Raw genomic sequence first — 24,815 nt, forward strand, 5'->3', positions numbered from 1 at the left:
CCTGCTGGATGAAAAAAGAGGCCTCAGGGCCTCTTTTTTATTGTCTGCGCTTTGCTGGTAACCTGAGCTCGCCAGATGACTCAATGACTCAGCATCCAGAGGATCACGGCGCCCGCCACCACCAGCGAACCACCGATGCGGCGCAACTGCTCGGGTGGCTGATCAATGAGCAGCCGCAGCATCTGCTGCCAGGCCTTCGGCATCAACAAGGGGCCAAGCCCTTCAAACAGCAATAGCAGCCCCAATCCCATCAAGATGGATGTCAGCATTCCCGCTCCTTGCACAAAAAAGCCGCCCGTATCGGCGGGGTCTGGCGCCATCAAGCAAAAGGGCCTGAATCATCAGGCCCTTTGGTCTTATTGCTTGTCTCTTACTGCTTGGTGCCGTGAGGAGACTTGAGGTAGCGGAAGAACTCGCTGTCTGGTTTGAGCACCATCAGGTCGTTGCCACCGGCAAAACTCTTGCGATAGGCCTCCATGCTACGCACGAAGCTGAAAAACTCGGGGTCTTTCTTGTAGCTGTCGGCATAGATCTTGGCGGCTTCGGCATCCCCTTCACCACGCAACTGACGCGCATTACTCTCGGCATCGGCGATCATGACGGTCACCTTGCGGTCGATGTCGGCGCGCAGGATTTCGGCTTGCTCGCGGCCCTGGGAGCGATGCTCACGGGCTACTGCAGTCCGCTCGGCACGCATCCGCTGATAGATGGAGCTGGAGACTTCCACCGGCAGGTTGATCTGCTTGATCCGCACATCGACCACCTTGATGCCGAGCTCGGAGGAGCGCGCCATCTTCATCAGGGCATCTTCCATCACGGTACTGCGCTCACCAGAGACTATGTCCTTGATGGTGCGGTTACCGATCTCGGAACGCAGACCGTTGTTGATCTTGCGCTTGAGCAGGTCTTCGGCCTGGATCTTGTTGCCACCACCGGTTGCCAGGTAGTACTTGGAGAAGTCCTCGATCTTCCACTTCACGTAGGAGTCGATGATGAGGTCTTTCTTCTCCGAGGTGACGAAGCGATCCGCCTGGCCTTCCAGGGTCTGGATGCGGGCATCCATCTTGCGAACCTGATCGATGAGCGGCACCTTGAAGTGCAAACCAGGCTCATAGAGCCGCGGCTCGCCGGATTCAACCCGCTTCACCTTGCCAAACTGCACCACTATGCCCTTCTGGCCTTCATCAATGATGAAGATGGAAGAAAAGCAGACCATGGCGGCCACAGCGATGACACCAATAGCTATTTTTTTCATCTATTAGTTTCTCCCTGAGCTGAAACGGTCACCGCTGCGCAGCGGGGTCGGTGTGGAGTTGGCCCCTTCGTTGGACGGCGTGGTCGATTCAACTACCGGCGTGCCAGCCGGACGAACCGGTTGTACCGCATTCGCCTTGCCAGACAATTTGTCGAGCGGCAGATAGATCATGCTGTTGTTACCCGCCGGCATGTCCACCAGCACCTTGTTGGCCTGTTGATAAAGCTCTTCCATGGTTTCCAGGTAGATACGCTCGCGAGTCAACTCGGGCGCGGCCTGATACTGGGGCAGCAACTCGTTGAAGCGAGCCACTTCACCCTTGGCCTTCAGCACTATCTGGGACTTGTAACCTTCGGCTTCCTGTTCCAGACGCTTGACCGAACCGCGGGCCTTTGGCTCCACTTCACGGGCATAGGCTTCCGCTTCACGAATGAAGCGCTGCTCATCTTCCTGGGCGGAGATGGCGTCATCGAAGGCGTCTTTCACCTCTTCCGGCGGACGCGCCGGCAGGAAGTTGACGTCGACGATCTGCAGACCCATGTGATATGGCTCCACGATACTGTCGATCACCTGCCAGGTTTCCTGACGGACCTTTTCCCGACCAGTGGTCAGCACATCGTCCATCCGGGTGTGACCCACCACATAGCGCAGGGCGCTGTCGGTGGCCTGACCCAGACTCTCGTCAGCATTGGTGACGCTGAACAGGTACTGCTCGGGATCGACCACGCGATATTGCACGTCCATCTCGACCCGCACCACGTTCTCGTCCTGGGTCAACATGAAGCCGGAGGCCGGCAGGGAGCGTACAGACTCGACGTCCACCGGGATCACCCGGTCGATGAAGGTCGGTTTCCAGCGCAGGCCCGGATCCACGTTATGGGAATACTCCCCAAAACGCAGCACCACGCCCCGCTCGGCTTCGCGAATGGTGTAGAAGCCGCTGACGACCCACACCACCACGGCCACGACCAGAGCGATAGAGAGACCAAAACGGCCCATCTCGCCACCTGACTTGCCACCACCCAGCAAACCACCAAAACGGCGGCTTACCTTGCGCAACATCTCGTCCAGATCAGGGGGTCCCTGATTCTTGCCGTTGTTCCCCCAAGGGTCACGGTCTTTGCCGTTGTTTCCAGGCTCATTCCAAGCCATCAGCATCTCCATTAATACAAGCGGATGGATATCAACTCTATCTGGCCATCAATCGTTGATGAAGCCTGTAAGCATTCATCTTCATCGACGAATCAATGCCTGATAAAGCGTTGTAAATTCTCACCTTCCTGTTTCACGAGGCGATTCCAGTCGGCAAGCTGCAAGCGTACCTCCAGGACAAAATCCCCCTCCTCGCTGAAACCTTCCTGTTCAATGCCCTTCAGACGATAGAGCGCACTGCGCAATCTGGCGGCCGAAGGGGGCAACTGCAGGGTGTGATGCACCATGGAGCCGGCCAGCAACTCGGTCAGGGCCGTAAACAGGTATTCACAGCCTTCACCCGTCTGGGCAGACAACCAGAGCCGCACCGGGCGTCCCTCATCATCCCGCTCCAGACCCGCCGGACGATCGGCCAGCTTGTCGATCTTGTTGCAGATCATCAGCTGGGGTCGGTCGTCGGCCTCAATCTCGGCCAATACCTGCTGCACCGAATCGATATTTTCCTGCATCTGCTCATCGGCACAGTCCACCAGGTGCAGCAGCAAGTCCGCTTCACGGGTCTCCTGCAGCGTCGCCTTGAAGGCCGCGACCAGATCATGGGGCAAGTGTCGAATAAATCCAACTGTATCCGCCAAGATCACATCACCCACATCCCGGATCACCAATTTACGCAGGGTGGGATCCAGTGTTGCGAACAATTGGTCGGCAGCATACACGCTGGCAGCTGTAAGTTGGTTGAACAAAGTGGACTTTCCGGCGTTGGTATAACCCACCAGTGAAACGGTCGGCACCTCATTGCGGTTGCGGGCGCGACGGCCCTGCTCCCGCTGTTTGGCCACTTTGTCGAGCCGACGCAAAATCGCCTTGATGCGTTCACGCAACAGGCGGCGGTCGGTTTCCAGCTGGGTTTCGCCCGGGCCGCGCAGACCGATCCCGCCCTTCTGACGCTCAAGGTGGGTCCAGCCTCGCACCAGGCGAGTAGAAAGATGGCGTAACTGGGCCAGTTCGACCTGCAACTTGCCTTCGTGGGTACGGGCGCGCTGGGCAAAGATATCCAGGATCAGGCCGGTTCTGTCCACGACCCGACACTGGAACAGGCGTTCCAGGTTGCGCTCCTGGGCAGGGGTCAGGGCATGGTTGAAGATCACCACGTCTGCGCCCAGCATCTGCACCTGGGACGCGATCTCTTCAGCCTTGCCGCTGCCGACAAAAAATTTGGCGCTGGGTGCACTGCGGTTGGTGGTGACCACCCCCAACGCATTGACCCCGGCCGAGCTCACCAACATCTTGAGCTCTTCCAGATCCTCCCGCTCACCCTCATCGCTGAAGTTGACATGTACCAGAACGGCCTGTTCGCCGGCTTCATAACGGTCAAACAAGCGCTTGCTCCTTGACAGGAATCATGATGAATCTGGGTTGGCGAGTCGTCTCGCCTCGGGATATCACGCCTCGGCTTCACCCTGTTCTTCGCCAGCTGCGCCAGGGACGTGCTGGTGATGGTTGACGGCTCGGGCCGGCACCACGGTGGAAATGGCGTGCTTGTAGACCATCTGGCTCACGGTGTTCTTCAGCAAAATGACAAACTGGTCAAACGATTCGATCTGACCCTGCAGTTTGATGCCGTTCACCAAATAGATAGAAACAGGAATCCGCTCACGGCGCAGCGCATTCAAAAACGGGTCTTGGAGAGATTGCCCCTTAGCCATCTTCTTTTCCTTATAGTTTGTTGTTTTTAAACACCGGATATCAATATAACAACCTGATTATACAGGAGTGTCAAGCCACTCCGGCGCGGGCAACGACCCTTGCCAGATTGCCAGACTCACCAGATTCCAACCAGGTGACTTCAGGCCAACCGCGCAACCAGGTCATTTGACGCTTGGCCAACTGGCGGGTGGCAACAATTCCACGATAGCGCATCTCATCATACTCCACTTCCCCTGCCAGGTAGTCCCACATTTGGCGGTAGCCAACGCAGCGAATAGCGGGCAAGTCGGGGGTGAGATCGCCCCGCTCATAGAGCGCCCTGACCTCTTGTTCGAACCCGCTTTGCAACATCTTGTCAAAGCGCTGTTCGATGCGCTGGTGCAACAGGGCGCGATCGCTCGGGGCGATGGCAAATTGATGCACGCGATAGGGTAATCCTTCCCCCTGTACCTGGGTCAGCTCGGTGAACGTCTTGCCACTGATGCGATAGACCTCGAGTGCCCGACTCAGACGCTGCGGGTCATTGGGATGGATGCGCGCCCCGGCAACCGGGTCTATGCGCACCAGCTCCTCGTGCAGCGCCTGCCAGCCGAGGCGAGCTGCCTCTTCCTCAATCCCGACACGAATGACAGGGTCGGCGGATGGCAGCGGCGAGAGTCCCTCCAGCAGCGCCTTGAAATAGAGCATTGTGCCCCCCACCAGCAGCGGAATGCGGCCACGGGCGACTATGCCGTCCATCTCCCGCAAGGCATCGCGGCAAAAATCCGCCGCCGAATAGCTCAAGGCAGGATCGAGCATGTCGATCAGCTTGTGGGGTGCCAGGGCCAGCTCGTCGGCCGTCGGCTTGGCAGTGCCTATGTCCATGCCGCGATAGATGAGCGCAGAGTCCACGCTGATGATGTCGCAGGGCAGGGCCTGACAAAGATTGATGGCGAGATCCGTCTTGCCGGAGGCCGTCGGCCCCATCAGAAAAATTGCAGTCGGCAAGTCAGCCACGTGAAAAACTCCCCTTGCATGGTCGCCACCGGAGCGGGCGCACCTGCAAAAACTTATCTATTGGTCGAAGAGGCGGTCATCCCGCCCCTCAGTTGCCATCGGCAAACTCGGCCAGCACGCTCGCCAACGACACGGGGCGCACCATGCGCGTGTCTGCCAGTTGGTCACCGTAATCGGTCACAAGTTCCGTCAGCAAACGACTGGCAGTTGAAAAATCATATACTTTTTCGCGGCTTATCCCCTGCTCCACCAGCCATTGGCATAATACTTCAGCCAGCTGACTCGCATCACTGTCAGATCCGCTCTCGATAATTTGCAACAATTCGGGTAATAACCGCACCAGATCGGTCTGGCGCAGCAAGGCTGGCACCCGAGTCAGGATCATGGTGTCGCGCCCCCCGTTTTTCAACTCCAGCCCCATGCGTTTGAGCAAACGTTCCTGCTCTTCAACCAGCGCTATCAGGTTCTTTGGCAACTTGAAGGAGACCGGCAGCAGCAGCGGTTGCGCCGCCAGTCCCTGCCCCCAGGCCTCCAGCAGCCAGTTGCGCAGCAGCAGGCGCTCGGCCCGCACCAGCGAGAGCAGTGCCAGCTGGCCGTCTCGCGCCAGCAGCAGATAGGCCTGCTCCACCAGGGTGAGCGCCCGCCAGACGCCTGGCGCGGCCTGAACGGCTGCGTTGGCGGTCACCGCCGAGGTGACGGGTACGACAGGCGCGGGCACAGCACCGGGCAAGGTGGTGAGCAGCGCGCCCATGCCACGCATCGCCTCCCGGCTGGGGGGCTCGGGTGGCTGATAATTGCCGGCCCGCCCTGCACCGCCCCCTTCCCGCACTTCCTGGGCCGGCGCCCGATAGTTGTGCTCGGCGCCGTACCACTCGGGACGGGGCGCCTGGCCCGGGTATTCAATCTGCCCGCTGACCGGCAGCTCGACCAGGGTCTCGGCCAGCGGCTCGCCCTGTTCGGCTCTGGCGGCCGCCTCCCGGTGCAGGGCGGTGAACAGCGCCTGAAAGATGAAGTCGTGGATGAGGCGCGCCTGATGGAAGCGCACCTCGTGCTTGGCCGGATGGACGTTCACATCCACCTGATGGGGATCCAGCTCGATATAGAGCACATAGGCGGCAAAGCGGTCGGCGGGCAGCAGCTCATCATAGGCCTGGCGGATGGCGTGATTGATGAGCTTGTCGCGCATCATGCGGCCGTTCACATAGGTGTATTGCAGATCGTTTTGCGGTCTGGCCCCCTGCGGGGTCGCCAGCCAGCCCCACAGGCGCACGTCGCTGTGCTCGCTTTCCACCGCCAGCGCGTGGTGCATGAAGGGGGTGCCACAGACGGCGGCCAGGCGGCGCTCCTGCTCGGGCACCGTATTGGCGGCCTTGTACTGGCGCATCACCTTGCCGTTGTGGCGCAGGATCAGGGTGACATCGAAACGGGAGAGCGCGATGCGGCGCACCAGCTCGTCGATATGGGCGAATTCGGTCTTTTCGCTGCGCATGAACTTGCGCCGCGCGGGGGTATTGAAGAAGAGGTCCACCACCTCCACCGTGGTGCCCACCGGATGGGCCGCCGGCTTGACGGTGACCTGCATCTCGCGCCCTTCCGCCTGGGCTTGCCAGGCCTCGGACTGATCCTGGGTGCGGGAGGTGAAGGTGAGACGGGAGACAGAGCTGATGGAGGCGAGCGCCTCGCCGCGAAAGCCCAGGCTGCAGATCCCTTCCAGATCATCCAGAGTCGCCACCTTGGAGGTGGCGTGGCGCGACAACGCCAGCACCAGCTCATCTTTGGCGACACCGCAGCCATTGTCACGGATGCGGATCAGCTTGGCGCCGCCCTTGTCGATGTCGATCTCAACCCGGTCGGCCCCCGCGTCCAGGCTGTTTTCCACCAGCTCCTTGACGACCGAAGAGGGCCGCTCCACCACTTCGCCTGCGGCAATCTGGTTGGCCAGAATGGGCGGTAAAATACGGATCGGCATGGCTTGCTCCTGACCTTTAGTCTTGCGGGATCCAGACCCAGTCACCACTGAGCAGGGCCGCTCCCCCTCTCTCCTGCGGCAATCTGGTTGGCCAGGAAAGGCGATAAAACAGGGAGCGGCTTGGCTGCCCACTGTCTCTATTCTTGGGGGATATAGAGCACCTGCCCTATCTGGATATCCCGTGATTTGAGTTTGTTGATCTCCACCAGGCGCGCCTGGCTCACCCCGAACTTCTCGGCGAGGCGAGAGAGACTCTGGCCGCGGGTGACCACATGGCGGATCATCCTGGCCTTGTCGTTGCTCTGCACGCTGCTGACAGGCACGCTCGGCTCCTTGGCGGCCACCACATAGGGCTTGATCACACCGGCGCCGGACGAGCTGCTGACGCTGCTGACCGGGGCGCCGCCATCACTGCTGCGGTTTGGCTCGGTGGCCGGCATCCGGTTGGTCACCACGGGCTGCGACTGCACCTGCGCCGGTTTGCTCACGGCGGCAGGCTTGCTCACCGCCACGGGTCTGCTGACCGCCGCAGGCTTGCTGGCCTGCCCCTTGCCGGTCAACATGGCGCCCTTGGTCGGGTGGGCACGGTAGTAGTTGCGGATGCCTTCGAAGATGGCTCGAGCCAGCTGATCCTGATAGGCCGGGGTCGCCAGCAGCTTCTCTTCTGCGTGGTTGGAGATGAAGCCCGTCTCCACCAGCACAGAGGGGATGTCCGGCGCTTTCAGCACCGCCAGACTGGCGTGCTCCGGCGCCTTCTTGTGCAACCTGGCCACCTTGCCCATGGAGCGCAGGATCTGGCGGCTGACGTCGTAGCCCTCGGCGCGGGACTTGTCCATGGAGAGATCGAGGAAGGTCTGCGCCAGATAGGGGTTGGGATCGGATTCGGCCAATACCTTGCCCACCCCGCCCAGCAGTTCGCCCTGTTTCTCCTGCTTCTCCAGCCAGCTGCCCATCTCGCGATTGGCACGGTTGGTCGACAGCACCCAGACAGAGGCACCGCGCGGGGTGGAATTGTGGAAACTGTCCGCATGCACCGACACCAGCAGGTCGGCCTTGGCCTTGCGGGCTATCTCGGAGCGCTTGTTCAGATCGACGAAGTAGTCGCCACGACGGGTCAGCACGGCGCGCATGCCGGGTTCCCTGTCGATGAGCGCCGCCAGCTTCTGGGAGACAGCCAGGGTGACCCGCTTCTCATAGGTGCGGCGCGGACCTATGGAGCCCGGATCTTCCCCGCCATGGCCCGGGTCTATGGCGATCACCACCCCCCGGCCCTTGCCGCCCACAGGCGCAGCCTGCACGGCGGCGGAGGCTTTCTCTTCATAGGGCAGGTCGATCACCAGCCGGTGACCATAGGGACCAGCCGGCGCCAGCGGGAACACCACCGGCTTGATGGTGGAGCTCAAGTCCAGCACCAGTCGCAGGCCGCCCTTCTCCAGCGGCGAGCTCTCGCGGATCTTGCGCACCAGCTCGCTGTTGTTTTCGATGCGGGCCAGATTGGTGACGTTGTTCGCCCCTTTGAGGTCGATCACCAGCCGATCCGGGCCTGTCAGGGTGAAGTAGTTGTAATTGGGGGCGCTGCTCATGTCGAGCACCACCCGGGTGTTATCCGGCGATGGCCACACCCGCACACTCTTGAGCTGATTCGCCCAGGAGGGTAAGGCCATCAGAGAGAGGGCAATAACAAGGATCAAGCGCACGTAGATGACAACCGTTCCAGAATGGCTTCGCCAATCGCAGTGCGAGCCTCTATCAGAGCCTCACGCTGCTCGTTTACATAAGTCAGGGTAATGTCCAGATCGGGCGCCGGCAGCCAGCCTTCACCCTTTTCTGGCCACTCCACCAGGCAGAGGGTATTGGCGGCAAAGTAGTCCCGAATGCCCATGAACTCCAGCTCTTCCGGATCGGCCAGGCGGTAGAGATCGAAGTGGTAAACCTGCCACTCGGCCAGTTCATAGGGCTCGACCAGAGTGTAGGTCGGGCTCTTGACCTTGCCCTGATGGCCCAGCCCCTGCACCCAGCCACGGGTCAGGGTGGTTTTTCCGGCCCCGAGGGAGCCGTGCAAGAACACCGTGGTCGCCTGCTGGCAGGCGTGTGCCAGACAGCCACCCAGTGCCACTGTTGCTGCCTCGTCCGGCAGTGTCATCATCAACTGTTTTGCCATGTTCTTCTTTAACTTGTTATGGTGTCGGGATTAACCAGTCGACGGATAAAAGGCAGCAGGTCCGATGCCAGCATGCCCCGCTCTCCGTCTGCGGCGGCCAGATCGGCCGCTTCCCCGTGGATCACTGCGCCCAGCCGGGTTGCCTCGACGGCAGACCAGCCCTGGGCCAAAAGGGCGGCGATTATACCAGATAACAGATCGCCCATGCCGCCACTGGCCATGCCGGGATTGCCCTCGTCACAGAGCGCAATCCCCTTGCCGTCACAGATGAGCGTTCCTGCCCCCTTAAGCAGCACGACACCGCCAAAAACTTGCTGCAAGCGCCGCACGGCGGCAAAACGATCTGCTGCAATCTCGGCAATGGAGCAGCCCAGCAGGCGGGCCGCCTCACCCGGGTGAGGTGTAAGCACCCAATTATCCTGATGACGGGGACATAGCGCCAGCCAATTCAATCCATCGGCGTCCAATACCAGCTGTGTCCCCTCATTGACCAAGGACTCAAAATGGCGGCGACCCCATTCGTCCTGACCGAGTCCCGGCCCCACCAGTCGCACCGAGGCCCAGTGCTCATCCGCATCGGCCTGCGTATTCATCAACTCGGCTTGATAAAGGCTGACGGAACCATGACTCGGGTGCTGACATACCCGTACCAGCCCGGCTCCTGCCCGCAGGCAGGCAAGACCCGCCAGCACTATGGCGCCCTGCATGCCCACATTGCCCCCCACCAGCAGCACCTTGCCGTGGGAACCCTTGTGGGCCGAGCGCTGGCGCGGTGTCAGCCACTGCTTGAGGCCGGGGTAATCGATCCGTTCGGCAGCCGCTTGCAGACCAGCCTCCGGCGTGACGCCGAGGGGATCGCAATCGAGCCGGCCGACACCATCCACCCCCTCGCCGGTGAGCATGCCCTGCTTGATGCCGATGAAGGTGAGGGTGCGGCTGGCACGGACCAGGGCCCCCATGGCACGACCCGTGTCGGCATCGAGGCCGGAGGGCAGATCCACCGCCAACACCGGCGCTCCCAAGCTATTGATTGTTGCGACGATCTTTGTCAGAAGCGGCGAGAGGGGGGTATGGACACCTGTGCCGAGCAGTGCATCTATCACCAGATCCGGCGGCGGCAGTGAATCAAGCTCGCTCGCGCCGGCCATCAGCACAGTCCCCCCCTGCGCCAGCCACTCATCGGCGGCCCGCCTGGCATCTCCCTTCAGCCTGGCGGGATCCCTCGCGGCGATCACCTGGGGCTCGAGACCGATCTGCCTGGCGAGGCGGGCCAGCACATAGCCGTCACCGCCGTTGTTGCCCGGGCCGACGAAGATCCACCAGTTGCGGCTCTGCGGCCAATGGTGGGTCGCATAGGTGCGCAGCGCAGCACCGGCCCGCTCCATCAGGGCGTAGAGTTCCTGCCCTTCGCGCTCTGCCCAGCGCTGCTCCAGCGCGCGGATCTGTTCAGTCCGCCACAGTGATTGTGGTAAACTGCGCACCTCTTTCCCGCTGATAGCATCCCCGATGACCTGTACCATGATGGCTCCTGACTTTCATCCATTGGCCCTGGCTGACACGCGCCGGGCACCCGATGCGACATGACCACAGCTGATTTTCACTGCCGGTTGACCCAGGACATCCAGCCTGTGGGGCCTGATGCAGCATGAGCACGCCTGAGTTTCACCGCAGGTTGACCCAGGACATCCCGCCTTTGGGACCGGATGCAGCATGAGCACGCCTGATTTGCAGCAGTTGGCCCACGATATCAAGCTATGGGCGAGCGAGCTAGGATTTGACCAGATCGGCATCACGGACACGGATCTCAGCCTCGAAGAGCCCAGGTTGCAGGCCTGGCTGGATGCCGGCCATCACGGCAGCATGGACTACATGGCCCGCCACGGCATGATGCGCGCACGTCCCCATGAGCTGCTGCCCGGCACCCAGCGGGTGCTGTCGGTGCGGATGAACTACCTCCCCTTCGAAGCCGGCTTCGCCGCCACCCTGCGCGACCCGACCCTCGGCTACATCAGCCGCTATGCCCTCGGCCGCGACTACCACAAGGTGCTGCGCAACCGCCTCAAGCAGTTGGGCGATCGCATAGAACAACGCTGCCGGGAACTCTGTCAGGCCACGGGAGAGTGGCGCCCCTTCGTCGACTCGGCCCCCATACTGGAGCGGCCGCTAGCTGCCAAGGCTGGGCTGGGCTGGATCGGCAAGCATTCGCTGCTGCTCAACGAGTCGGCGGGTTCCTTCTTCTTTCTGGGAGAGTTGCTGATCAGCCTGCCGCTGCCGCTGGATGCCCCGGTGGAAAAAGAGCAGTGCGGCAAGTGCGTGGCCTGCATCAATATCTGCCCGACCGGCGCCATAGTCGCGCCCTATGTGGTGGATGGGCGCCGCTGCATCTCCTACCTCACCATAGAGAACGACGGCCCCATTCCGGAAGAGTTCAGACCGCTGATGGGCAATCGCATCTATGGTTGTGACGACTGCCAGCTCATCTGCCCCTGGAATCGCTATGCGGATGTGAGCCCCGAGCCCGACTTCAGCCCGCGCCCCAACCTGCACCGCCCGCCGCTGCTCGAATTGTGGCGCTGGAGCGAGAGCGAGTTTCTCAAGCACACTGAGGGGAGCCCGATCCGGCGTATCGGCTATCAGCGCTGGCGCCGCAACCTGGCGGTGGCACTCGGCAACGGCCCGGCCACCCCGGACGTCATAGCCGCGTTGCAGCTGGCGCAGAACGAGGCAGAGCCCATGGTGGCCGAACACATAGCGTGGGCGCTGGCGACCCTGGCCCGGCGCCAGCAGGATGACAGCAAAAAAACCCGCTTGTTGATCCGTTGCATCGAAAAAGGTCTGCCGGATCACGCATAAGTGATCTGCCCCTTGCCGGATACACGTCATTTTTTCATGCTCTGCCGACGGTTAACCGTCGGCACTATAAAAGGAACAATCTGATGCAGATGTTGGGAGTGGATATCGGTGGCTCAGGGATCAAGGGATGCCTGGTCGATACCGAAACGGGCGAGCTGATTGGCGAGCGCCATCGTCTGGTGACGCCGCAACCGGCCACCCCGGCCGCCGTTGCACATACCCTCAAGGCACTGGTGGAACACTTTCAATGGAAGGGCCCGGTGGGCTGCGGCTTTCCCGCCACCATCCACAACGGCATCGCCAAGAGCGCGGCCAACATCGACAAGAGCTGGATTGAGACCGATGCCGCCCACCTGTTTGCCGATGTGACCGGCCTGCCCTGCCATGTGATCAACGATGCCGATGCGGCCGGCCTGGCCGAGATGCGCTTCGGGACCGGCAAGGATCGCAGCAAGGGTGTCATCATCCTCATCACGGTCGGCACCGGCATAGGCACAGCCGTGTTCGTCAATGGCCAGCTGCTGCCCAACACCGAGCTGGGTCATCTGATGCTGGAAGGCATGGTTGCCGAGCACTACTGCTCGGATGCGGTGCGCAAGCGCGAGGATCTCTCCTGGAGCCGCTGGGGAAAACGCTTCAACAAATACCTAGCTCGCCTCGAGTTTCTGTTCTCTCCCGACCTCTTCATTCTGGGGGGCGGCAGCTCCTCCAAGCTCGACAAGTTCATCGACAAGATTGAGACCCGGGCCCCCCTGGTGGCGGCCGCCAACCTCAATCAGGCCGGCATCATAGGCGCCGCCCTCCATGCCGCCGAGCTCAGCATGGAACAGGCCCCTCGCTGAGCCGGACGCCTGGCAGATGATGAGAGAGGCCCGGCAGATGCCGGGCCTCTCTTATTACCTCTGTGCTAGATATCGTCGAGTCTATGCACCCCGTGCACCAGCCGGGTCAGGCGGGTCTGCTCCAGCAATGACAGCGCACTCAGCAGGGCGGCCGTCTCTTCCGTCGGGCATTCGCGGGCCAGGTGGCCCAGCTCGCCGATGAGCTTCTCCTCCTGACGGCACACCTGCTGCACTATGTCCTGAGTCTGGGCCGTGGCAGGCAGTGACAGCCGCTGGATGTCAGGCAGCAGATCCTCGCTGAACCCTCGCTCAAGCCAAGTCTCCCTGATCCCGCCCCCCAGCTGGCCCAGGTAGTCGTGCAGATGGGCCCTGGCCGCTTCCTCCCGCTCTTGCAGATAGGCCAGCAGCATGCGGCTGCGCTCGCCATCCACCTCGGCCATCAGCCGCCCGTAACAGAGCCCGAGCTGGTGATGAACCAGTTCCAGATACAGCAGCAAGTCCTTGATCTGTTGAAATCGCATTGCTCTGCCCTCCCGCATACCATGTCCTTTCAGTATAAAAAACAGGCAATTGCAATCCAAGTCCAAGCGTGGCGCTTGTTGCGCTGCATCAAGACGCAGGCCAAGAAAGCAGCGATCAGAACAAAGTGGAATGATTTGTGCCAATCCGGGTGCGATAGCAGCATGACCAGGCAAACCCGACTCGCGACTAATAAAGAAGGAGATAAGACCACATTTACCATGTGATATTCGGCGATATAGCTACACTGCCAAATACAATATTGATGTGAGCGAGATCACCGTCCGCGTTAGTCGGCAGACGGGAATCCTTAGCACTTTTTTAGACGTCTAGAAGTATAAACACGCGTTGACACAGCCATCCAGACATCTTAGCATCATCCTCCATGATGACAGAGCAACCCAGTGGAACCTCTGCCCAATTCACCCGCCTGTAGCGCCCTGTGCTTTAAGGCTGTTAGCACGGAAGAATCCATGATTAAGTTGAACGGTCTCAACAAAGTCTACGGTAAAGGCAGTGATGCCGTGCACGCCCTGCGTGACGTGAGCCTGCATGTGCCACAAGGCAAGATTTTCGGGGTGATCGGCGCCTCGGGGGCCGGCAAGAGTACCCTCATTCGTTGCGTCAACCTGCTGGAGCGCCCGACAGAGGGCCAGGTCATCGTCGATGGCCAGGATCTGGTCGCCCTGCCGGAGCGGGAGCTGACCCAGGCCCGCCGCCAGATCGGGATGATTTTCCAGCACTTCAACCTGCTCTCCTCCCGTACCGTGTTCGCCAATATAGCGTTCCCGCTGGAGCTGGCAGGCTGGAGCAAGGCCCAGATCCAGGCCCGGGTCGACGAATTGCTGGCCCTGGTCGGGCTGGAAGCGCGCGCCCACGCCTATCCGTCCGAGCTGTCAGGCGGTCAGAAGCAGCGCGTCGCCATCGCCCGCGCCCTGGCGCCGGCCCCCAAGGTACTGCTGTGTGACGAGGCCACTTCGGCCCTGGATCCGCAGACTACCCGTTCGATCCTGAGCCTGCTCAAGGAGATCAACGTCAAACTGGGGCTCACCATCTTGCTCATCACCCACGAGATGGACGTGGTGAAGGGGATCTGTGATGACGTCGCCATCATCAGCGACGGCAGCCTGATCGAGCAGGGCGAGGTCGCCTGGTTCTTCAGCAACGCCAAGACCCAGCTGGCACGGGACTTCATCCACTCCACCATACATCTGGAGGTGCCGCAGGAGTATCAGGACAGGATGAGTGCCGAGCGGGTGGCCAACAGCTATCCGCTGGTGAAGCTCGGCTTTACCGGCAGCACGGTCGATACGCCCCTGATTTCCGAGGCAAGCCGTCGCTTCAACATCGACATCAGCATTCTGAGCGCCGATATCGAGTACGCCGGGGGCGTCAAGTTCGGCTTCCTGCTGGCGGAGCTGTTCGGGGATGAGGCCCAGTGCGAAGCCACCCAGCAGTTCCTGATAGACAATCATATTCAGCTGGAGGTCATGGGTTATGTCCGCAGCAATGACTGATCTGCTCATCACTGCCCTCAAGGGCTGCCAGACGCAGTCCCTGATCACAATCGCATTCAGCTGGAGGTAATGGGTCATGTCCGAAGCAATGATTAATCTGCTGGTCACAGCGCTCGGCGATACCCTGCTGATGGTGTTTGCCTCCGCCCTGTTTGGCTGCCTGCTCGGCCTGCCGCTGGGTGTGGCACTGCACGTGACCAAGGCGGGCCAGATCCTGGCCAACCCGGCCCTGAACAAGTTGCTCGGCATCCTGGTCAACATTGGCCGCTCAGTGCCCTTCATCATTCTGCTGGTCGCCATCATTCCGCTGACCCGGCTGATCGTCGGCACCAGCATAGGCACCATAGCCGCCATAGTGCCGCTGACCATAGGTGCCGTGCCCTTCATCGCCCGTCTGGTGGAAGGAGCCCTGATGGAGGTGCCGGACGGCTTGCTGGAAGCGGCCAAGGCCATGGGTGCCAAACCCCTGCAAATCATTACCAAGGTGCTGCTGCCCGAGGCCCTGCCCGGCATAGTCAACAGCGTCACCATTACCCTGGTCACGCTGGTGAACTACTCCGCCATGGCCGGTGCCATCGGAGGCGGTGGTCTGGGTGATGTGGGTATTCGCTACGGCTACCAGCGCTTTGATCCCACCGTCATGCTGGCAACCGTCGTCATTCTGGTTTTACTGGTTCAACTCATCCAGAGCGCAGGTGAGCGCCTGGTCAACACATGTGATCATCGTTAATCGTCGATTTCTGACAGGAGGTTTTTATGAAATTTGGCATTAAATCCGTTGCGGCTGCCCTGCTGGCTGGCCTGGTTCTGGCCGGTTGTGGTCAGAAAGAAGAGAACAAGACCCTGAAAGTGGGCGCCATCGCCGGGGCGGAATCCCAGCTGGTGGAAGCCGCGGCCAAGGTCGCCAAGGACAAGTACGGTCTGACCGTCGAAGTCGTTACCTTCTCCGACTTCGCCACCCCGAACGTGGCCCTGAACGATGGCAGCATCGATCTGAACGCCTTCCAGCACAAACCGTATCTGGATAGCCAGGTCAAGGATCGCGGCTTCGATCTGGTGCCGGTCGGCAACACCTTCGTCTACCCCATCGCCGGCTACTCCAAGAAGATCAAGGCCCTGGCCGATCTGAAAGAGGGCGCGCAGATCGCGGTGCCGAACGATCCGACCAACCTGGGTCGCTCCCTGATCCTGTTGCAAAAGCAGGGCCTGCTGACCCTGAAAGAGGGTACCGGCCTGGAAGCGACCGTGCTCGACATCGCCAGCAACCCGAAGAAGCTGAAGATTGTTGAACTGGAAGCGGCCCAGCTGCCCCGTTCCCTGGAAGACGTGGATCTGGCCATCATCAACACAGTCTACGCCTCCCAGATCGACCTGCTGCCAAGCCGTGACGGTCTGTTCGTGGAAGACAAGGACTCCCCCTATGTCAACCTGATCGTCTCCCGTGGCAACAACAAGGATGACGCCAAGGTGAAGGAGTTCGTCCAGGCCTTCCAGAGCGACGAAGTGTACAAAACTGCTGACGAACTGTTCAAAGGCGGCATAGTCAAAGGTTGGTAATCACTCACTCTGCAAAAAAGGCCACGCCAAGCGTGGCCTTTTTTATTGCCGCGGTTATCATAACCGGGAGCACGGCAACACGAACGTAACAGAACATGAAAAAATGGTATCTGGCCTACTGCAAGCCAAAGGAAGAGGCCCGCGCCCGCGCCCATCTCGAAGCCCAGGGGATTGAATCCTATTACCCCATGGTCGAAATCGAGAAGCTGCGGCGGGGCAAGCGTGTCCCGGTGCGGGAACCCATGTTTCCCAACTATCTGTTCATCTATGTGGATCTGGAAGAGGTCACCCCCGTCACCCTGAAGTCGACCCGTGGCATCAGCCGCATCATCCACTTCGGCAAGGAGTGGACCTCCATCAGCAGCCAGCTGGTCTATCAGTTGATGAGCCGCGATGACAGCGACGAGGCGAGAGCCAGCTACGCCAACCTGCCGACCCAGGGCGACAAGGTGTTGATCGAATCTGGCCCTTTGGCCGGATTCGAGGCCATCTATCTGGAACCGGATGGGGAGAAACGCGCCATCCTGCTGGTCAGCCTGCTGAACCAGGAGACCTCCAGCAGCTTCGACAACCAGTCTTTCCGCCGGCTAGACTAAGCCTCATCAGGCATCCATGGCGAGCAAGGCCTCACGCCTGCTGGTCAGCCTGCTGAACCAGGAGACCTCCAGCAGCTTTGACAACCAGTCTTTCCGCCGGCTGGATTGAAAAAACGGGGCAGGCCCATCGGCCTGCCCCGTTTTTTTGCCGTCTTGCTCCGCCTCAGGCATCCAGCTCGAAGCGGCTGATGACGGAGGTCAGCCGCCCCGTATCCTGCGCCAGTCTGGCCACTATCTCCTCCCCCTGCCGGCTGCGCTGACTCGACTGCCGGCTGAGCCCGGCGATCTCCTCCACAGTGCCCGCCACCTCCTGGGCAACCCGGGACTGCTGCTCGGTGGCGGTGGCGATCGCCCCCAGCTGACCGGACAGATCCTGCACCAGCTGCAGCATGGCACTGAGGGTCTCCGTCACAGACGCAACCGCATCCCGGCCCTGTTCCACCAGCTGGGTCCCGCTGCCGACCGTGCTCACCGTCTGGCGAGTCTGTTGCTGAATGCTGGCGATGGTCTGGCTGATCTCGGCCGTCGACTGGCTGGTACGGCTGGCGAGCAGACGCACCTCATCGGCCACCACGGCAAAACCGCGCCCCTGCTCCCCCGCTCGCGCCGCCTCGATGGCGGCGTTGAGCGCCAGCAGATTGGTCTGCTCGGCTATGGTGGCGATCACCTCGGTGACGCGCCCCACCTGCTCGCTCTGGGTGCTGAGCAGCCCCATGGCCTGATTGGCCTGGGCAATCATGGTCGCTATCTCCTGCATGGTGGCGGTCATGCGGCCGAGGGCATTGCCCCCTTGCCGTGTCTGCACCTCGGCCTGCTGGGCGGCCCGGGCCGCGTCGGCTATGTTGCCCGCCACATCCCGGGTACTGACCGACATCTGTTCGATCGCCGCCGCCACCGTATCCACCCGCTGATTCTGGCTCGCCAGATCGGCGACTATGGCCCGGGTGGTATCGCCGACCTCAACGCACGCCCCCTCCACCTGCCCCACGGCCCCCTGGATCTCGCCGACCAGCTGGCGCAGCTGCAGGGACATCTGGTTGATGGAGCCCGTCAGCCCGCCCAGTTCATCCTGGCTCTGCACCGGCAGAGGGCGGGACGGCAGACGGCCGTTGGCCACCAGATCGGCCCGCACCACCAGGCTGGCGATGTCCCGGGTCAAGCGGCGGCTGAACAGCAGGGCCACCAGGGTGCCCAGCACTATGACGGTCAGGGTGGCCAGCAGCAGGGTACGGTTGATGGTTTGTCCGGCGCTGGCCATCTTGTGGCCCATGCTGTCCACCTCGGCGCGGGTCTGGGTGACCTGGGCCGCCAGCTGGCCGGCAAGCTGGGTCAGTGCAGGCTCAATATCGGTCGCCATCAGGTAGTTGGCCTGATCCCAGTCCGGCGCCTGACGCTTGCTGATCACCTGACCCACCAGCTCGGCGAAGGGGGCGGACATATCTTCAAACAGCGACCAGAGGCCCTTCTCGGCCTCGGTAAAGTTGGCCTGCTGCTGTTTCACCTCGGCGACGCGCTGCTGGTGGAACTGGTAGTAGTCCTGATATTTGGTGCGATATTCGGGATCACCCGAGATGAGGAAGTCGCGCAGGGCGGAGAGCGCATTGGAGAGGCCGTTGTAGGCATCCCCCACCTGCTTGAGCAGCAGCCTACGATCCCCCGGCAGCTGATCCTGCGGGGTGGCCACCTCTTCATTGGCAAAGGATTGCAGCTGATCGAGGGCCGATTCCGCCAGCGGGCCCGCCTCCAGCAGCATGAGTGTGTGGGCGGGCAGGTTCTCCTCGGTATGGGCGATGGCCCACACCTTCTCCTGATTGCCCTTGAACGCCTTGAGGGACTGGGCGAGGGCCGGTGTGAACGGCTGCCGTTCGATGGCCTGCCAGGCCCCTTCCCACTCCTGCTTGAGGCGGGCGGCCTGGGCCGGATCCTTGCCGAGGATGAGGTAACCGCGCAAGGAGGAGACGGTCGCCACCAGCGCCTTCTGGCTCGCCTCATCCCGCTGCAGGGCGGGCAGCGCCTGCTCCAGCAGATTGGTTTCGGCTTGCCCGATCCGGCCGAGCTGGTGATAGACCAGGGCGGAGGAGAGGAACACCAACAGGTTGATAAAACAGAAGCTGAGCAATAACTTGCTTGAAATTTTCATGAACGTCCTTGTTCAACTGCGGGCATGCTGCCCGGCACTCAGTCCCCGATCAGACCCGGTAACCGTTCGCGCCAGGTGTCATGCCACCCCATCAATTCATCGCGCGGCATGGGCCGGGCGGAGAAGAAGCCCTGACACACGTCGCACCCCAATCTGGCCAGCAGTCGCCAGGTCAGTTCATCCTCAACTCCCTCGGCGACCGACTTGAGCCCCAGTTTGCGGGCCAGTTCGATACTTGACTCTATTATGGCCAAACGTGAGGGGTCCTCATAGCAGCGATCGACGAAGGATCTGTCCAGCTTGAGCTCAGTGAAGGGCAGCAGGGCCAGCTGCTGCATGGAGGAGTAGCCGGTCCCGAAGTCGTCTATGGAGAGCCCGAAGCCGTGCATGCGCAGCCGGGTCAGCACCTCCAGCGACTTGCCCAGATCCTTCACGAACGAGCTCTCCGTCACCTCCAGGGTGATGAGCTCGGGGTTGATGCTCCAGCGCTGGCACTGGTTGATCAGGGTGTTGCAGAGATCCCCCTCGATGAGGGAGGTGGTGGAGAGGTTCATCGACAGGTTGAGGGAGAGCCCGGTCTGCTCCCACAGGTGGCCATCGCGCAGGGACTTGCTGATGATCACCTCGGTCAGCTGGTCGATGAGACCGTTATGCTCCGCCAGCGGAATGAAGCGAGCCGGCGAGATGAGGCCGTAGTCCGGGTGCTGCCAGCGGGCCAGTGCCTCCATGCCGACCCACTGGCCGGAGCCAAAGCTCACCTTGGGCTGATACCAGGGCAGCAACTGATCCTGTTCCAATGCCTGACTCAACTCATCCAGAGTCAGGCTGTGGCCGTCCTCCTCCTGGGCTCGCTCCTGTTGCGGCCGCCAGGCGCCGATCAGCTGGCTGATCTGCTGCTGGCTGGAGGGCTTCTCGATGCGCCCCAGCACTTGCAGACCATAGGCGGCGCTCATCCGCAGCACGGCTTCGACCACGTCATCTTCCAGCGCGCTGGAGAGAATGATGCCGCCACGAAAGCCGCCGAGGGAGAGGCGGCGCAGCAACGCCATGCCATCCATGCCGGGCATGCGCAGATCGCAAAACAGGATGTCGACCTGATGACGCTGACACATGGCCAGCGCCTCCAGCCCGTCCTGAGCCTCCAGCAGGGAGGGATAACCGAGCCCACGGATCTGGTGCATCAGTGCCTTGCGCTGGAACGCGTGGTCTTCCACCACCATGATCACCAACTCATGCTGTGTCTTGTTCATCGAGCCATAGTCCAATTTCGCGTGTAATAGAGTTCATCAGCGCCTGTACTGTCTGGCTCAACTCGGTGAGTTCTTCCAGCTGCTTCAGACGGGCCGCCGCTTCGAGTCGAGCCGCTTCCTCTGCCAATGCCAACTGCCCCACCATGCGGGCAGCGCCCTTGATGCGGTGCGCCGTCTCCACCAGAGCATGGGTATCCTGGCGGGCCACCGCCTGCATCATGTCATCGCCATCCTGGCGGTTGGAATCCAGGTACTCCCGCGCCATGCTGCGGGCCACCTCCTCATCCCCGAACAGCGAGATCCAGCACTCCCCCTGCTCTTTGGCCGGTTCAGTCGGCTGTGCCGCCGCCTCGTCCACCGGCACGACCACCGGCAGCCAGCGGGCCAGCATCTGGCGCAGGGTATCCAGGGTGTAGGGCTTGAACAGCATGTCGTTCATGCCGGCCTGCTGCATCTGCAGGCCGGCCCCTTCCGACGTATCGGCCGTGACCCCTATGATGGGAGCCAGCTCCCCCTGCGCCCGCAGGGTCCGGGCCAAGCTGTAGCCATCCATCACCGGCATGTGACAGTCGGTCAGCAGCAGGGAAAAGTCCTGCCCCTGCCAGGTGCGCAGCGCCTTCTCGCCATCGTCCACCACCTCGGCATCCACCCCGAGAATGGCAAGCTGGCGCGCCAGCAGGGCGCGATTGATGGGATGATCGTCGGCCACCAGCACGCGTCCCTGCAACTGAGCGGCATGGGCCTGCACCGGATGGATCGCTTTTTCCCCCAGCAACTGGTGGCAGGTCTCCAGCAACAGATCAGGGTAAAGCGGGGATTGACCCAGGCGCCACCAGGCATCCGAACCCATGCGACCACGCAGCGCTTCCAGCGGGGAGAGCACTATGCCCTTGAGGGCGGATTGCTGCAAACGCGTCGACCACTCGCTGCCCAGCGCCTGTTCGAGCCAGCCCTCTTCCGCCAATAACAAACCACTCACCGGCTGCTGCCACTGCTGCGGGTCCAGACGATTCAAGCTGGCCCCCAGCCGCTGCATGGCAGACTGCAGGGCCGCATCCTCGCCAAACAGCCACCATTGCTGGCCTGCCAGCGGCGGCGCATCCCATTGGCACTCCGTCAGCGGGAAACCGAACGTCAGCCGGGTTCCCTGACCCGGTTTGCTCTCAAGGGCCAGGCTGCCCCCCATTTTCTGGGCCAGCTGATGACAGATGGCCAGCCCCAGCCCGGTGCCACCGAAGCGTCGGGTTATGTCGGACTCCACCTGCTCGAACGGGGTAAACAGGCGATCCTGCTTCTCTTCGGCGATGCCGATGCCGGTATCGCTGACGGCGATGAACAGTTGCTCGGCGCGATAGCTGACCTGGATGCGGATCTCGCCCCGCTCGGTGAACTTGACCGCATTGTTGAGCAGATTGGAGAGCACCTGCCCCACCCGCACGACGTCGATGCGGGCCTGATCCGGCACCTCGGGCGCCCACTCCAGCGTCACCTTCAGCCCCTTGCCATGGGCCAGGGTGGCATGACCGCGGATCACGTCGCAGATCACGGAGGCGAGGCGACCATCCTGATAATGCAGCTGCAGCTGGCCCGCCTCTATCTTGGAGAAGTCGAGCACATCGTTGACCAGATAGAGCAGGTTGTTGGTGGAGGTGATGACGTTGCGCAGCATGTAGCGCTGATCTTCGTTCAGCTCGCTCATCTGCAGCAATTCCAGCATGCCGTGCATGCCGGAGATGGGGGTCCTGAGCTCGTGGCTCATGGTGGCGAGGAAGCGGCTGCGCACCTGCATCGCCTGCTCCGCATAGGCGCGCGCCTCTCGCAGCTCGTGCTCCTGGCGCTTGAGTGCCGTGATGTCCTGGATCACCCCGTTGAGGATCAGATCCCCCTCCTCTTGCGGCACGAAACTGCCGCGTACCTGCAAATAGCGATCCCCTTCGGGGCGCGCGACCCTGACCTCCAGATCGAGCGGCGCCAGCGTCTCGGCATGATTGGCCACCTTGCTGACAAAGTCCTGCAGCGCCTCTTCGGTAAAGCCGAACACCTCGCCACCCGACTCGGCCGACATAATATCTTGCTGACTGGCGCCCAGGATCTCGCTCGCCCCCTGGGAGGCATAGAGGAAGCGGCCCTTGCCAGGCCCCTGCCACAGGTATTGATAGACTATGCCCGGCATGCTGTCGGTGATCTGGGTGAGCCGGGTCTCCGCTTTGCGGGCCCGCTCCTCGGCCTCCTTGATGCGGGTCACATCGGTGAGCACCGTCAGTACGCCCAGCATCTCGCCGTTCGGGGAGCGATAGGGGCGCTTGGCATAGATGACGTGGAACATGGCACCATCCTGGCGGCGGCTGTAACCCGCCCCTTCCAGCTGCTCACCGCGCTGCCACACCGCCAGCTCCTCCCTGAGCACCCGCTCCCGCTCCTGGGGCGGCATGCCGTCGAGATCGTCGCAATCATCGCCGACCTTGGCCCCGATGAAGGCATCCCGATAGGCCTGATTGCAGAGGGTGATACGCTGCTCGCGATCCCGCAGCGCCACCATGTTGGGCAGGGAGTTGAGCAGGGTCTGCACGAAGGTCAGCTGCTCGTTCAACTTGTGCTCGGCCAGCTGGCGCTGGACGATCTGGCGGCGCAGCGTGCGGTTCCAGCCGATGAACAGCAAGACGCTGAGCAGGAAGGCGCCGATCCCGAAGGAGGACCAGAGCAGTACAGTCGCCGGATTGATGCCGGTCTGTATGCTCAAGGAGAGCCATTTGTGCTCCAGTTTGGCCAGTTCCTCCGGCCGGATGGAGATCAGCACCTTGGTCAGGATCTGTTGCAGCATGGGATCTTGCTGGTGCACCGCCATGGCGACAGGCACCCGCAGCTCGTTGCCGGAGAAGACCACCTGATAGCGATTGTTGAACCCCTTCTGCAGCGCCTGCTCCAGGGTCGTCATGCTCATCAGCACATAGTCGACCTCATGCTGATCGAGCAGGGGCAACAGCCTGGTGTCGCTGCTGACCGTCACCGGATAGGCCCCCACCTCCTGAAGTATCAGCTCCTCGACCGAACCACCGACTATGCCCACCTTGTGGCCCTGGAGTGCGTTGAGGTTTTCCAGCTCCTTGCCCCCCTGCCTGGCGGCGATCACCCTGTGAATGAAGGCGTAATCCGGGGTAAACAGTGTGTACTGGCGCCGCTCGGCTGTGGGGGTAATGGCCGGAATGAGATCCAGCTTGCGCGCCTTGAACAGCGCTTGAGTCTCGGCCCAGCTGCTGGTCGGCACCAGGGTGAATTTGAGACCGGAGCGCATGCTGAGCAGCTTGAGCAGATCGGCGAGGAATCCCTTGAGCTGACCATTGCCGTCGATCTCGCTCACCGCCGGCCAGTCGGGGGCGACGCCAAATCTCAGGGTCGGGTGCTGCGCCAGCCACTCCAGCTCGCTCTGGTTGAACACTATCTGACGGGGGCCGTTGGCCAGTTCGTAGTCGACTATGCCGCCAGTCTCCAGAATGCGGCGTCGTTCATCGAGAGGGATATCGTTGAGAGCCAGCTCCAGCAGGCCCAGCAGACCCTGATTGTTTGGGCCTACCGCCATGGCCAGCGAGGTATCGGTCACCCACTCCGGGGTGATCACCTTGAACCCGGCCTGCTGTTGCAGGCGCTGCAAGCGAACCAGGGCGGGCAGATCCGCCAGATAGGCATCCGCCAGACCTTTCTTCACCATGAAGACAGCCTCGTCGCTGCTGTCGGCCTCCACCAGGTGCGCCATGCCAAGCTGCTCCAGTTCCTCACAGGAGCTGAAACCGTGTTCACACACCCAGCGCAGTTGACGGGCCGCCGGCAGGGTCAGCTGGTCATCTCCCTTCGCCAGCAGAATGCCACGGGGCAGCCCCATGAGGTCCGAGGTAAAACGCATCTGTTGCTGCCGGGAGTGGCTGGGGGTCACGCCGATCAGCATGTCGACCTCGCCATCGAGCAAGGCCTGCTGGGCTCCGGCATAGTAGGGATAGGTCTTGTAGCGCAGGGTCAGTCCCAGCCGGCTCGCGACCAGGGAGGCAAAATCGTCGAGCGGGCCGCTGAATCCACCCCGGCTATTGGCATAGACATAGGGGGGCCAGGCTACCGAGGGCATGCCGACCACCAGGTCGCTGCGCGAGGCGAGCCACAGCCGCTCGGACAACCCCAGTCGATCCTTGTCCAGGCCGGTTTCTGCCACGGCAGCAAGGCTCCAGCAGGCAAGCCAGCACAACAGGAAGGCGCGATAGCAAAGACGCAACATGGACAACTCCTGAACAGATCGGAGAGCGATGATAGAGATT

General features: G+C 61.8%; 20 protein-coding genes. 6 read left to right on the plus strand and 14 right to left on the minus strand.

Annotation, left to right across the window (positions count from 1 at the left end):
- Positions 1–80: 80 nt before the first annotated feature.
- The 10 genes from IU367_RS17135 to IU367_RS17180 form a co-directional block, all read right to left on the minus strand.
- Positions 81–269 (minus strand): DUF2065 domain-containing protein, encoded by a 189-nt coding sequence (locus tag IU367_RS17135; protein WP_274452540.1) that lies wholly within the window; start codon positions 267–269, stop codon positions 81–83.
- A gap of 101 nt (positions 270–370) precedes the next feature.
- Positions 371–1,255: a protease modulator HflC gene (hflC, locus tag IU367_RS17140; protein WP_005311670.1), complete on the minus strand. Its 885-nt coding sequence runs from the start codon at positions 1,253–1,255 to the stop codon at positions 371–373.
- A gap of 3 nt (positions 1,256–1,258) precedes the next feature.
- Entirely contained in the window at positions 1,259–2,407 is a 1,149-nt protein-coding gene (hflK, locus tag IU367_RS17145; protein ID WP_274452542.1) for an FtsH protease activity modulator HflK, read from the minus strand.
- 92 nt (positions 2,408–2,499) lie between these two features.
- The gene (gene hflX / locus IU367_RS17150) at positions 2,500–3,786 is read right to left on the minus strand and encodes a ribosome rescue GTPase HflX (protein ID WP_043135158.1); all 1,287 of its coding nucleotides are present in this window, start codon (positions 3,784–3,786) and stop codon (positions 2,500–2,502) included.
- Between the two features lie 63 nt (positions 3,787–3,849).
- Positions 3,850–4,113, minus strand: coding sequence for an RNA chaperone Hfq (gene hfq / locus IU367_RS17155; protein ID WP_005311664.1), 264 nt, complete (start codon positions 4,111–4,113; stop codon positions 3,850–3,852).
- Between the two features lie 70 nt (positions 4,114–4,183).
- Complete coding sequence (miaA, locus tag IU367_RS17160; protein ID WP_274454392.1) at positions 4,184–5,101, minus strand: tRNA (adenosine(37)-N6)-dimethylallyltransferase MiaA; 918 nt, start codon at positions 5,099–5,101, stop codon at positions 4,184–4,186.
- Between the two features lie 97 nt (positions 5,102–5,198).
- A complete protein-coding gene (mutL, locus tag IU367_RS17165; RefSeq protein WP_098980650.1) occupies positions 5,199–7,079 on the minus strand; it encodes a DNA mismatch repair endonuclease MutL in 1,881 nt (626 codons plus the stop codon).
- 137 nt (positions 7,080–7,216) lie between these two features.
- The gene (locus tag IU367_RS17170; RefSeq protein ID WP_043141827.1) at positions 7,217–8,776 is read right to left on the minus strand and encodes an N-acetylmuramoyl-L-alanine amidase; all 1,560 of its coding nucleotides are present in this window, start codon (positions 8,774–8,776) and stop codon (positions 7,217–7,219) included.
- Positions 8,767–9,240: a tRNA (adenosine(37)-N6)-threonylcarbamoyltransferase complex ATPase subunit type 1 TsaE gene (tsaE, locus tag IU367_RS17175; RefSeq protein WP_274452543.1), complete on the minus strand. Its 474-nt coding sequence runs from the start codon at positions 9,238–9,240 to the stop codon at positions 8,767–8,769. The genes IU367_RS17170 and tsaE overlap by 10 nt, the downstream gene beginning before the upstream one ends.
- A gap of 8 nt (positions 9,241–9,248) precedes the next feature.
- Complete coding sequence (locus IU367_RS17180; RefSeq protein ID WP_274452544.1) at positions 9,249–10,760, minus strand: NAD(P)H-hydrate dehydratase; 1,512 nt, start codon at positions 10,758–10,760, stop codon at positions 9,249–9,251.
- Positions 10,761–10,950: 190 nt separating this feature from the next.
- On the opposite strand from IU367_RS17180, the gene queG reads away from it, so the two are divergent.
- Together queG and ppgK are read left to right on the plus strand one after the other, a co-directional pair.
- Positions 10,951–12,093: a tRNA epoxyqueuosine(34) reductase QueG gene (gene queG, locus IU367_RS17185; protein ID WP_274452545.1), complete on the plus strand. Its 1,143-nt coding sequence runs from the start codon at positions 10,951–10,953 to the stop codon at positions 12,091–12,093.
- Positions 12,094–12,176: 83 nt separating this feature from the next.
- Complete coding sequence (gene ppgK / locus IU367_RS17190) at positions 12,177–12,935, plus strand: polyphosphate--glucose phosphotransferase (RefSeq protein ID WP_274452546.1); 759 nt, start codon at positions 12,177–12,179, stop codon at positions 12,933–12,935.
- Between the two features lie 65 nt (positions 12,936–13,000).
- Here ppgK and IU367_RS17195 read toward each other — a convergent pair whose 3' ends face one another.
- Positions 13,001–13,456, minus strand: coding sequence for a hypothetical protein (locus tag IU367_RS17195; protein WP_274452547.1), 456 nt, complete (start codon positions 13,454–13,456; stop codon positions 13,001–13,003).
- A 471-nt stretch (positions 13,457–13,927) separates the two neighbouring features.
- Between IU367_RS17195 and metN the strand changes: the two genes are divergently transcribed.
- From metN to rfaH, 4 genes are all read left to right on the plus strand, one after another.
- Entirely contained in the window at positions 13,928–14,971 is a 1,044-nt protein-coding gene (metN, locus tag IU367_RS17200) for a methionine ABC transporter ATP-binding protein MetN (protein ID WP_043141816.1), read from the plus strand.
- Positions 14,972–15,047: 76 nt separating this feature from the next.
- Positions 15,048–15,701, plus strand: a complete 654-nt coding sequence (locus IU367_RS17205) for a methionine ABC transporter permease (RefSeq protein WP_042865698.1) — start codon at positions 15,048–15,050, stop codon at positions 15,699–15,701.
- 26 nt (positions 15,702–15,727) lie between these two features.
- Positions 15,728–16,528 carry a methionine ABC transporter substrate-binding lipoprotein MetQ gene (gene metQ / locus IU367_RS17210; protein ID WP_043141813.1) on the plus strand — a complete coding sequence of 267 codons (801 nt, stop codon included), beginning with the start codon at positions 15,728–15,730 and terminating at the stop codon, positions 16,526–16,528.
- Between the two features lie 95 nt (positions 16,529–16,623).
- Positions 16,624–17,124 carry a transcription/translation regulatory transformer protein RfaH gene (rfaH, locus tag IU367_RS17215; protein WP_043141811.1) on the plus strand — a complete coding sequence of 167 codons (501 nt, stop codon included), beginning with the start codon at positions 16,624–16,626 and terminating at the stop codon, positions 17,122–17,124.
- A gap of 163 nt (positions 17,125–17,287) precedes the next feature.
- On the opposite strand, the gene IU367_RS17225 is transcribed toward rfaH, so the two are convergent.
- From IU367_RS17225 to IU367_RS17235, 3 genes are read right to left on the minus strand one after another with little or no spacing between them, the layout of a single operon-like run.
- A complete protein-coding gene (locus tag IU367_RS17225; protein WP_274452548.1) occupies positions 17,288–19,264 on the minus strand; it encodes a methyl-accepting chemotaxis protein in 1,977 nt (658 codons plus the stop codon).
- Between the two features lie 38 nt (positions 19,265–19,302).
- Positions 19,303–20,514, minus strand: a complete 1,212-nt coding sequence (locus IU367_RS17230; protein WP_043141807.1) for an EAL domain-containing response regulator — start codon at positions 20,512–20,514, stop codon at positions 19,303–19,305.
- Complete coding sequence (locus tag IU367_RS17235) at positions 20,495–24,775, minus strand: ATP-binding protein (protein ID WP_274452549.1); 4,281 nt, start codon at positions 24,773–24,775, stop codon at positions 20,495–20,497. Before IU367_RS17235 ends, IU367_RS17230 begins: the two co-directional genes overlap by 20 nt.
- Positions 24,776–24,815 lie beyond the last annotated feature (40 nt).

This window comes from Aeromonas bestiarum (genome assembly GCF_028751155.1).
GTDB lineage: Bacteria > Pseudomonadota > Gammaproteobacteria > Enterobacterales > Aeromonadaceae > Aeromonas > Aeromonas bestiarum.

Bases quoted from the DNA above. Each gene is read 5' to 3' on its own strand.
- IU367_RS17135 (WP_274452540.1), bottom strand. From the start codon at position 269: ATGCTGACATCCATCTTGATGGGATTGGGGCTGCTATTGCTGTTTGAA.
- hflC (WP_005311670.1), bottom strand. From the start codon at position 1,255: ATGAAAAAAATAGCTATTGGTGTCATCGCTGTGGCCGCCATGGTCTGC.
- hflK (WP_274452542.1), bottom strand. From the start codon at position 2,407: ATGGCTTGGAATGAGCCTGGAAACAACGGCAAAGACCGTGACCCTTGG.
- hfq (WP_005311664.1), bottom strand. From the start codon at position 4,113: ATGGCTAAGGGGCAATCTCTCCAAGACCCGTTTTTGAATGCGCTGCGC.
- mutL (WP_098980650.1), bottom strand. From the start codon at position 7,079: ATGCCGATCCGTATTTTACCGCCCATTCTGGCCAACCAGATTGCCGCA.
- tsaE (WP_274452543.1), bottom strand. From the start codon at position 9,240: ATGGCAAAACAGTTGATGATGACACTGCCGGACGAGGCAGCAACAGTG.
- IU367_RS17180 (WP_274452544.1), bottom strand. From the start codon at position 10,760: ATGGTACAGGTCATCGGGGATGCTATCAGCGGGAAAGAGGTGCGCAGT.
- queG (WP_274452545.1), top strand. From the start codon at position 10,951: ATGAGCACGCCTGATTTGCAGCAGTTGGCCCACGATATCAAGCTATGG.
- ppgK (WP_274452546.1), top strand. From the start codon at position 12,177: ATGCAGATGTTGGGAGTGGATATCGGTGGCTCAGGGATCAAGGGATGC.
- IU367_RS17195 (WP_274452547.1), bottom strand. From the start codon at position 13,456: ATGCGATTTCAACAGATCAAGGACTTGCTGCTGTATCTGGAACTGGTT.
- metN (WP_043141816.1), top strand. From the start codon at position 13,928: ATGATTAAGTTGAACGGTCTCAACAAAGTCTACGGTAAAGGCAGTGAT.
- IU367_RS17205 (WP_042865698.1), top strand. From the start codon at position 15,048: ATGTCCGAAGCAATGATTAATCTGCTGGTCACAGCGCTCGGCGATACC.
- metQ (WP_043141813.1), top strand. From the start codon at position 15,728: ATGAAATTTGGCATTAAATCCGTTGCGGCTGCCCTGCTGGCTGGCCTG.
- rfaH (WP_043141811.1), top strand. From the start codon at position 16,624: ATGAAAAAATGGTATCTGGCCTACTGCAAGCCAAAGGAAGAGGCCCGC.
- IU367_RS17225 (WP_274452548.1), bottom strand. From the start codon at position 19,264: ATGAAAATTTCAAGCAAGTTATTGCTCAGCTTCTGTTTTATCAACCTG.
- IU367_RS17230 (WP_043141807.1), bottom strand. From the start codon at position 20,514: ATGAACAAGACACAGCATGAGTTGGTGATCATGGTGGTGGAAGACCAC.
- IU367_RS17235 (WP_274452549.1), bottom strand. From the start codon at position 24,775: ATGTTGCGTCTTTGCTATCGCGCCTTCCTGTTGTGCTGGCTTGCCTGC.